This is a genomic window from Okeania sp. (assembly GCF_983059655.1).
On the sequence record NZ_CEZPJD010000332.1, the window covers coordinates 1 to 8,433 of the forward strand.

The following is an 8,433-nucleotide window of genomic DNA, read 5'->3' on the forward strand; positions in this document are numbered from 1 at the left end:
TGCCACTACAGATAAACGCTTGAAAGCAATTGCCTCTGTGTCGGGCATGATGGGCAATAAGGCCAGCTACTTTGAAGCGATGGATCGTGAGACTGTTACAGCCTTAATTGCCACACAAAATGCAGGTCGTCAAAAAGCCTATGAAACAGGCTTAGTCGAATATGTTGATGCACTTGGCATGGGAGCAGAAGCGGAAGCGGTCAAGAATGGAGCAACACCGAGCGAAGGTTATGATTATTATATGACCAAATGTGCGGGTGCGGAAACTTACCCTAACTACTCGCACCTGTCGCCATCCTTCATGCTTGAAGCTCCAATGCTGGCCGATGCGACATATATATGGCGTTTATCCGTAAGTCTTGATATTATTGTCCCCCTAAACCTAAAATATACCTTTGATCCTCCTAGTGCAGAATGGTGGAAATAACTAACCAGTTAAAAAAGGTTCAAAAGCTTGTACAATAACCTTTCTTCCCTTCTGCCCTCTGCCTCCTGCCTTCTGCCTTTTTGCACTAGCACTGGATCAAAACCCGATCGCCTCTTATAGTTACCGGATACTGTTGCAAGTTCATTTCTGGAGCAGTTAAACATTGCCCGGTTGCTAAGTTATATTTAAAGTCATGAAATGGGCAAGTGAGAATACCTTCTATTACTTCTCCTTTATCTAAAGGTTTAGATAAATGACTACAACTATTACGATAGGCAATGACATCATTACCAACACGAGTCAAAATTAATTTCAACCCATCCACATCAACAGCTAAAATACCACCTTTCGGTATCTGGTCAATATTTGCTAAAGCAACCCAACCTGTTTCTTCTTGTGCAGCAAAGGGGCTCGCAATAGTATTGCTTGCTTTTCCACTAACTGGAGTATTGACCGAAACCACATTTTTGATTTCCGGACAGTGGGTTTTAATTGCCTGCTCGACTCCCTCTTTCATGGTTAAGGTTGAAGCAGGGCAGTTACTGCAATTTCCCACTAATTTTACTTCTACGGTATCCGGTAGTTTGATGGCGACTAATTCCACATTGCCATGGTGGCTTTGTAAACCGGGACGCACTTCATCTAATGCCTGCTGAATCCTAATTTCTAGAGAAGGTGTAGGTGGTTTAATTAATTCGTGGTAACGCAGTAGACCATAAACTACTTCATCTTGCACTGCCTGACGCAATGCTGGCATAGACTCCTGTTTAACACTACGAATTAATCGGGTTAAAGCTTCTTTGTGTAATGCTTCTATGGCATTTTTCAACCCTTCAACCACTACCTTTTGATTTTCATCCCAATGAGCGATCGCCTGCTCAAAGTGAGTAATATCAGACACTAGAGATTCTAGACTCACAGACTCTTGCAAAGGAAGTTTAGCTTGAGTCATTTCAGTTATCAGTTATCAGTTATCAGTACCTCTCTCTGCCTGTTTGCGCAGCATGACAAAGGTCAAGTCAGAGCCTTGAAATATTGAACTTTATTTTTTCTTGGTCAATTGGATATGGCGAGGAAACCTGCTCTTGACAGAGCCGCTCCGCAACATATAAAGCGGAGCAAAACGCCATCCCACCCAACGGGTGCGCTCCGCTTTTCCCTAGGTCATGCTACGCTTTCCATGTCGGCGACAGCCGTTAACGTAGTTATGCGCCAGCAAAACGACCGCTTTTTCATCCTCTTGTAGAGCGGTACGCGGCGTAGCCAAGGGGAGGCTTGAGACCTGATTTTTTGGTCATTTTGATTATTTTCTTCCTATTGCAACTTCACGTCTTTCAGCAAAAATGGCATAGATATTCCAGTTACCAGACTAGAAATAATAATTGGCAGTAATAGTGTTGTCTCCATTTTTGCCATTGCTATTAGTAATAAAGCACCAAAAGAAGTAGCTATAGTTACTTGTTTGAAAAAATAAAATGGATTTCGTAATAGTTTTCCTTTGAATAATAATTTGGTGCTAAACCAACCGACTTCTAGCATAATTGTTTCTCCTTTTTTCAACTGTTATATCAAGCTATCTTTAGTCATCTAAAGATGACTTCTGCTTTGATCCAAGAAATTTATTTATTGGCAGATAACATTGGCTAGCTCAAACCTTAAACAAATTTTAAAATTGCCAAGCCAACAATAACTGCCGGAATTACACCAGCAGGGCCAAATAAACCACCAATCATGGCAGCCAGACTATAACCTAAATCTTTTCTTGCTAACCATATTCCACCAATAGCACCAGCTATAATCGAAATTCCGCTAGCAACTCCTAGCCAAAATATGGCTGTTAGTAGAGTAATTTCTCCAGTAACTAAGTCACTGATAAAAATTTGAAAGCTTGGTATCGCTTCCAAGTCTGTAATCAGAGTATTGAAAACGGTAATTAGACCGCTCATTTTGTTTATTCTCCTATCTTAGTATTCAGCAATTAACAATTAATAATTACCTCTTCTTAAAACACATGGGATTGACTAAAAGGATTTTTTTTGTTTTATTCCCTCCCTATCCAAGGGGAGGCTTCAAGGCGTGAATTGTTGAATGAGTAATTATGAACTATCAACTCTTAATTATTAATTATTAATTATTAATTATTAATTATTCGGTAACTGCTGATTCAAAATCAAAAATTGATAGTTCGCTTTCTACTGCTGCTAATGCTTCAGAAACTATTGTTGCTCTTTCTATTTCGCTATACTGACAAAAAATTCCTTGAGCTTCTTCATAGAGCATTTTTGCTTGGAGTAGATTTTGCTGATTTCCTGCTTCTGGGTGTTTCGGGTTATCAGGTAAATTGTATAGCACGTTGGCTTTATTAGAGATAGTGGCTGCATACTCTAATGGTGTATCTTTTGCTGTACGGACTTTCAAGGCTTCATTGTATGCTGTTAATGCCCGTAAATTATTGTCTATCGGATGCAGACTGGGAAGATATTGTAAGGCATTAGCCAGGTTGTTTTGCAACATCGCATATTCGTTGGGATGTTCGATGAGGTTAACTGCCTTTAATGCTTCCTCGAATGATTGTACTGCCATTGCTTGTCGCATACCTTCTCTTTCTGGAGATAGGGTCATCGAGAGATAGGCGATCGCGATATTATTTTGTAATATGGCATATTCTTGCGGGTGTTTATCTGCGGTAAATATTAGTAACCCCCGTTGATATGTTTCTATTACCTGTTTTGTTGTTGCCAAGTTAAAATTAACTAATGCTTGTAATACCAAGCCTAAATTCATTTCCGCTTCTGCAACTTCTTCAGGTATTCCTTGCTCCCGTAATATTTCTAAGGCAGTTTCATAAGCTTCTCTCGCCTCCAGCAATAGATCGGGTCCTTCTCCTGGCATAGCTCTTAAGGCTGTTGCCATTCCTACCAATGCTCTTGCTTGCAGTAAGGGATAATCGTTGCTAGATAACTCTATAGCTTGTTGATATAAACCAATAGCATCATCTAGTTGTTTAGAGTCTTTTGGTTTTTGTTGCAACCCATTTGCCATTTCTATCAGCATCTGAATTTTTTCTGCAACATTTGCTGATTCAGATTCAATAGCATTCAATGCTGCCCTAACTGAGGTATCACTAATAGTTTGAAGCACAGTTTTTAATAAATTAGTATTTTTAACAAAAATATGTTGTTTTTGTTATGATTATCCAAGTCTAACTTTTAAGTTATTTTTATTTTATCAATATAGTTAGTTCTCCTCTTATTGTTTATACTCTTTTTATATTTCTGCCGAATTTGAGTAATATTTATTGATCGCATACTATACTAAACCCGGCGATCTACAGAACCAATATTTATGAAGGTAAGGAATTTAAGATAGAGGAATTGATGAAAACTATACTTTACATATCATTTACTACTAAAAAAAACTGTTATTTTGGCTACTTATATCATGTCCGGTTAATAGCCTGATAAAAAACTTTCTTCTTCTCTTCCTTCTTTATTTCCTCCTGACTCCTGACTCCTTAGCGATACGATAACTAATCATCCGAACATGATATAACATCCCAATCAACCCAAACAAGCTGCTAAATCTTCATCCGGAGTAGCGATCGCTTGTAAATTATACTTTTGGCTTAACAACTGGAACACATTGGGCGAAATAAATGCGGGTAAAGTTGGCCCCAACCGAATATCCTGAATTCCCAAATACAATAAAGTCAACAATACAGCTACCGCCTTCTGCTCATACCAAGACAAAATCATCGACAACGGCAACTCGTTTACACCCACATCAAACGCTTTTGCCAAACCTACAGCAATTTGAATTGCCGAATAAGCATCATTACATTGACCAACATCCATCAACCGAGGAATTTCCCCAATCATACCCATTTCCCGATCAAAAAAGCGGAATTTACCACAAGCAAGGGTCAAAACCACACAATCTTCTGGAACCTTTTCCACAAACTCTGTATAATAATTGCGGTCAGGTTTTGCTCCATCACAACCACCGACTAAAAAGAAATGACGAATTTTTCCTTGCTTCACTGCCTCTACCACAGTATCAGCAACATTCAAAACTGTATTTCGAGCAAAACCAACCATTACCTGTTTTGGTTTTCCATCTTCAGTAAACCCAGGCATCGACAACGCCTTTTGAATTACAGAAGTAAAATCAGGCATACCATCTGTTGTGGCATCTAAATGAGTTATTCCGGGATATCCCACCGGACCAATACTAAACAACTTATCCTCATAATTTTCATGGGGAGGCATCAAACAATTAGTTGTCACGATAACTGAGCCAGGGAATTTAGCAAAATCCTTAGTTTGATTCTGCCAAGCAGTTCCATAATGACCGTAGAAGTGAGAATATTGTTGCTTCAAAAGTGGATAACCGTGGGCAGGTAAAAGTTCTCCATGAGTGTAGACGGTAATACCAGTATTAGCAGTTTGTTTTAAGACTTCTGCGAGTTGTCTAATATCGTGCCCAGAAACTAAAATTGCTTTTCCTGTGCGGGGGTTCAACGGTACGGCAGTGGGAACAGGATGACCGTAGGTTTTAGTATGACCTGCATCTAAAAGTTCCATTGTTTTGAGATTAATTTCTCCCACTTTCAATGCTAGGTTTACCCAGTCATCAAGGGTAAGGTCTGGGTTATCCAGGGCAACTAATGTTTCGGCGATGAAGTCATAAATTTTTTCATCTTCTTCTCCCAACTCCTGAGCGTGGAAATTGTAGGAAGCAACACCTTTAATACCATAAATAACGGTGAGTTTGAGGGAGAATATATCAACGTTACTGCCAGACTCAGTAAGAAATTTCAGGGAAGCATTTTCACCTTGGAGGGATAAGCTTTCTGTATAGTCTGGTTGGTAGTTAGCTAAAGCAGACCATTTAATAGATGTATTAGTTTCTTGGATTTTTGTTTTCAGGTTTTCCCGGTGAGCGATCGCCTGCTTGATATATTCAGCAAAGCTTTTTTTGTTAAAGTTAACATTTGTCATTGTGGCAAATATTGACTCACAGATGAAAACGTCTATTTCTCTAGTGGAAATATTTAATTCTTTTGCTCGGAGTCTGACTTCTGCCAACCCACGCAAGCAGTAAACCAATAAATCCTGTATAGCATTAAGTTCTGGACTTTTACCACAAGCTCCCCACTGATGACATCCTTGCCCACTGGCGGTTTGTTCGCATTGTTCGCAAAACATAGACATAATTTTTTTCTCCTATTTGGTGTTCTGTACTGTAGTTTCCTTTCGATGCGTTACGCTACCGCTAACACACCCTACTGGACTACTGGACTGACACACTTTAAATGTTGCATTAGATGGGAGATGGGGGGATGGGGGATGAGGGGATCAAGACACCTAGAAACAAAAATCTATTGCACAGTTTTAACTGTGTCAGTCTACTACTGGCTAGCTGTATTGACTAGCTATAAACTATTATATTTCCTCAAAGGACTTAATTTCATTAAAACTTAATATTTCTATATACAACAAAATCAAGTCCGATGGATTTATTTTAATAGTAAAAAATCAGAATAAATCATAAATTTCAACTATTAATATTCCCCAAAAACGAACTTGATTTATTATTTTAAACTCAAACTTTTGCTGTTTGAGACATTTGTGAATTACGCTCAAAGCTAATCATATTAGCAATAGATTCTGGTAATTCCTGCAAATCATCATCTTGAGAACCACTTAAAGGAGAGACAAAAGTATAACAAGGGTCACATTCACTTGTATCATAAACCTGAAGAATCCAATAATCAGGATATCCTTCTATTGCTACTTCCACAATATACCAATTAGGCTCTTGTTTCGTATTTCTAATAGTAAACCACTCTTGTTCTGCCTGGGGAATTTCCCAATCATTCCCCAAAAAATCAATGGCTAATTTTTCTGCTTCTGTCTGAGAAAACATAACATTAATTATCTACTTATTGGGCAGGTGCTGTAGCAGCTTCAGGGTCAGGATATAATCCTAATTGTTTAGCTAATTCACGAGCAAGATGGAATAAAAATTTAGCACCATCTTGATTTCCATGATGAATTTGTGCCTGACCAACTTGCATTAAAACTGACACAAAACCAGCATCAACTAATTCAATATTTTCATCTAAAACATCAGGCTCTTTTCCATTAGGACATTGCACTAATTTATCAATTAATTCATAATATTGTTCTGTTCTTTGTTCGTCCATGATAATTTCCTTGTGTTAAAGTAGCAGTCAGCAATTAGCCATCAGCTATCAGCTTTTTCTTTTGCTTTACTTGACTTTCAGAAAAACTGATAGATGGCTAAATTTAAGGAAGAAGAAATAAGCTAAAAAGACAAACTTTCCACTCCTAATTCTCAATTTACAGTAATTGATAACTAAGTAAATAAGAACAATATTTGTATATTTACTACTCAGTTATATTTCCTGTTCTCTGTTTCCTCATGCCAAAATTTTAAATTAATTTTGCACGGGTACTTAATCAATTAAAGTTGATATAAGTTCTTGAAAAACCTTCTCAGCAGAATGCTGAACTACAGAAGAAAGTTCTAGACCAAAATCCAAATTTTCAGCTTCTATTAAATAGACAATTACATCTTCAGGAAAATCCTCCCGAAAGATTTTTCGACCAACTGCCAGAGCATTATCCCAACGAAAATCATGCAAACTATAACTAGGTTCTGGCAATGCTTCCAACTCCGAACTAGGAACTTTAAATATTGCACCTGGTTCAGAACCTGTAGCACTAGCATCCAGAATAATTAATTGCTGAGTTCCTCGTGCCTGAAACATCACTTCCATTCCGGCAGTACCGGAGTCATAAACCCGGACATTAGGGTTGGGATGTTCAGTCAAATATTGCTGCAAGCGTTGAGCAATAATTACTCCCACCCCATCATCACTACGGTTCAGATTACCGCAACCGATAATTGTCAACATTATTTATTTGTTAAGTGGGGTATTAGATATGCTGAAAAGTAGATTTTGTCTAGTTTATTCATCTCACGTCCTCAACACTAACCCATTTTTAAAACTGTTTTTGTAAGCTAGTAACATATATTTGGAGTCAAAAGTCAGAAGTTAGAAGTCAGAAGTTAGAATTTAAAAGTTAACTTACTCGAAATCCTTCCTGTCAGGAACTGTATACAGCGCTTTTCAAATTGGTGAACCACATCTTCATCAGCAAAACCTTGTAGGGACATTCTATGTGTGGTCTACTAAAATGAAAACCGCTGTAAGTTGGAGCGCGTGTAAGGTTTTGTCGTAGAGCTTATCTGTAGGATAAACCCAACACATATTCAAGGATGTAGATTTTTGTTGGGTTGCGCTGCCGCTTAAAACCCAACCTATTGGACTGAGATATTAATGACTGATGATCTAGTTGTTAATATATTAAGCTAGAAATTGACTATAGTATTAACAAATCAAATAATGATTATACGAAAAGCTTTAGATTCAGATTTAGATGATGTGCTATCTGTCGAACGCGCGGCATTTGGTTCAGACGAGTGTGTTGAAATTGTGCAACTACTTCTTGGGGATGATAGTGCTAAACCTATTTTTTCTCTGTTAGCTTTCCAAGAAGATAGAGCAGTAGGACATATTTTTTTCAGTAGAGCTACTCTGGAACCAAATGTTCCTTTATCAATTTCAATTCTGGGTCCCCTAGCTGTTATGCCTGATGTTCAAAAACAAGGTATAGGGGGTAAATTGATTCAAAGAGGATTAGATATTTTATCGGAATCTGGAGTAGACCTAGTTTTTGTCCTCGGTCATCCTACATATTATCCACGTTTTGGATTTAAACCGGCAGGGGAGCTTGGGTTTGAACCTTCCTATCCTATACTTGAAAAGAATGCAGATGCTTGGATGGTTCAGGAATTACGTCCGGGAATTATTGGAAGTTTCAGTGGAAAAATTATCTGTGCAGATAGTTTGGATGATCCTAAGTACTGGCAGGAGTGAAGAGAAAGGAGATAATAATTGGTTGTCAAGTAGAAGT

Annotated in this window: 10 protein-coding genes; 2 read left to right on the plus strand and 8 right to left on the minus strand. The window is 38.1% G+C overall.

The genetic code is table 11. The annotated features are described in order from the left end of the window. A partial coding sequence (locus AC3DU7_RS18265) for a hypothetical protein (protein ID WP_488040741.1) occupies nt 1-427 on the plus strand: 427 nt, incomplete at its 5' end. An 85-nt stretch (nt 428-512) separates the two neighbouring features. On the opposite strand, the gene AC3DU7_RS18270 is transcribed toward AC3DU7_RS18265, so the two are convergent. The 8 genes from AC3DU7_RS18270 to AC3DU7_RS18305 all read right to left on the minus strand — a co-directional run bounded on the left by AC3DU7_RS18270 (nt 513) and on the right by AC3DU7_RS18305 (nt 7,370). After that, entirely contained in the window at nt 513-1,379 is an 867-nt protein-coding gene (locus tag AC3DU7_RS18270; protein WP_488040742.1) for a NifU family protein, read from the minus strand. A gap of 362 nt (nt 1,380-1,741) precedes the next feature. Then, a complete protein-coding gene (locus tag AC3DU7_RS18275) occupies nt 1,742-1,966 on the minus strand; it encodes a hypothetical protein (protein ID WP_488040743.1) in 225 nt (74 codons plus the stop codon). Nucleotides 1,967-2,082: 116 nt separating this feature from the next. After that, complete coding sequence (locus AC3DU7_RS18280) at nt 2,083-2,373, minus strand: asr0689 family protein (protein ID WP_488040744.1); 291 nt, start codon at nt 2,371-2,373, stop codon at nt 2,083-2,085. A 199-nt stretch (nt 2,374-2,572) separates the two neighbouring features. Then, on the minus strand, nt 2,573-3,568 hold the full coding sequence (locus AC3DU7_RS18285) for a hypothetical protein (protein WP_488040745.1): 996 nt from the start codon (nt 3,566-3,568) through the stop codon (nt 2,573-2,575). Between the two features lie 419 nt (nt 3,569-3,987). Continuing rightward, nucleotides 3,988-5,634 (minus strand): hydroxylamine reductase, encoded by a 1,647-nt coding sequence (gene hcp, locus AC3DU7_RS18290; RefSeq protein ID WP_488040750.1) that lies wholly within the window; start codon nt 5,632-5,634, stop codon nt 3,988-3,990. A gap of 397 nt (nt 5,635-6,031) precedes the next feature. Further along, the gene (locus AC3DU7_RS18295) at nt 6,032-6,355 is read right to left on the minus strand and encodes a hypothetical protein (protein WP_488040746.1); all 324 of its coding nucleotides are present in this window, start codon (nt 6,353-6,355) and stop codon (nt 6,032-6,034) included. A gap of 16 nt (nt 6,356-6,371) precedes the next feature. Beyond that, on the minus strand, nt 6,372-6,635 hold the full coding sequence (locus AC3DU7_RS18300) for a hypothetical protein (protein WP_488040747.1): 264 nt from the start codon (nt 6,633-6,635) through the stop codon (nt 6,372-6,374). Nucleotides 6,636-6,908: 273 nt separating this feature from the next. Further along, nucleotides 6,909-7,370 (minus strand): hydrogenase maturation protease, encoded by a 462-nt coding sequence (locus AC3DU7_RS18305; RefSeq protein WP_488040748.1) that lies wholly within the window; start codon nt 7,368-7,370, stop codon nt 6,909-6,911. 492 nt (nt 7,371-7,862) lie between these two features. Between AC3DU7_RS18305 and AC3DU7_RS18310 the strand changes: the two genes are divergently transcribed. After that, nucleotides 7,863-8,396: a GNAT family N-acetyltransferase gene (locus AC3DU7_RS18310; protein ID WP_488040749.1), complete on the plus strand. Its 534-nt coding sequence runs from the start codon at nt 7,863-7,865 to the stop codon at nt 8,394-8,396. Nucleotides 8,397-8,433: the final 37 nt, after the last annotated feature.

Coding starts and splice junctions, on each gene's coding strand:
- AC3DU7_RS18270 (WP_488040742.1), bottom strand. CDS start 1,379: ATGACTCAAGCTAAACTTCCTTTGCAAGAGTCTGTGAGTCTAGAATCT.
- AC3DU7_RS18275 (WP_488040743.1), bottom strand. CDS start 1,966: ATGCTAGAAGTCGGTTGGTTTAGCACCAAATTATTATTCAAAGGAAAA.
- AC3DU7_RS18280 (WP_488040744.1), bottom strand. CDS start 2,373: ATGAGCGGTCTAATTACCGTTTTCAATACTCTGATTACAGACTTGGAA.
- hcp (WP_488040750.1), bottom strand. CDS start 5,634: ATGTTTTGCGAACAATGCGAACAAACCGCCAGTGGGCAAGGATGTCAT.
- AC3DU7_RS18295 (WP_488040746.1), bottom strand. CDS start 6,355: ATGTTTTCTCAGACAGAAGCAGAAAAATTAGCCATTGATTTTTTGGGG.
- AC3DU7_RS18300 (WP_488040747.1), bottom strand. CDS start 6,635: ATGGACGAACAAAGAACAGAACAATATTATGAATTAATTGATAAATTA.
- AC3DU7_RS18305 (WP_488040748.1), bottom strand. CDS start 7,370: ATGTTGACAATTATCGGTTGCGGTAATCTGAACCGTAGTGATGATGGG.
- AC3DU7_RS18310 (WP_488040749.1), top strand. CDS start 7,863: ATGATTATACGAAAAGCTTTAGATTCAGATTTAGATGATGTGCTATCT.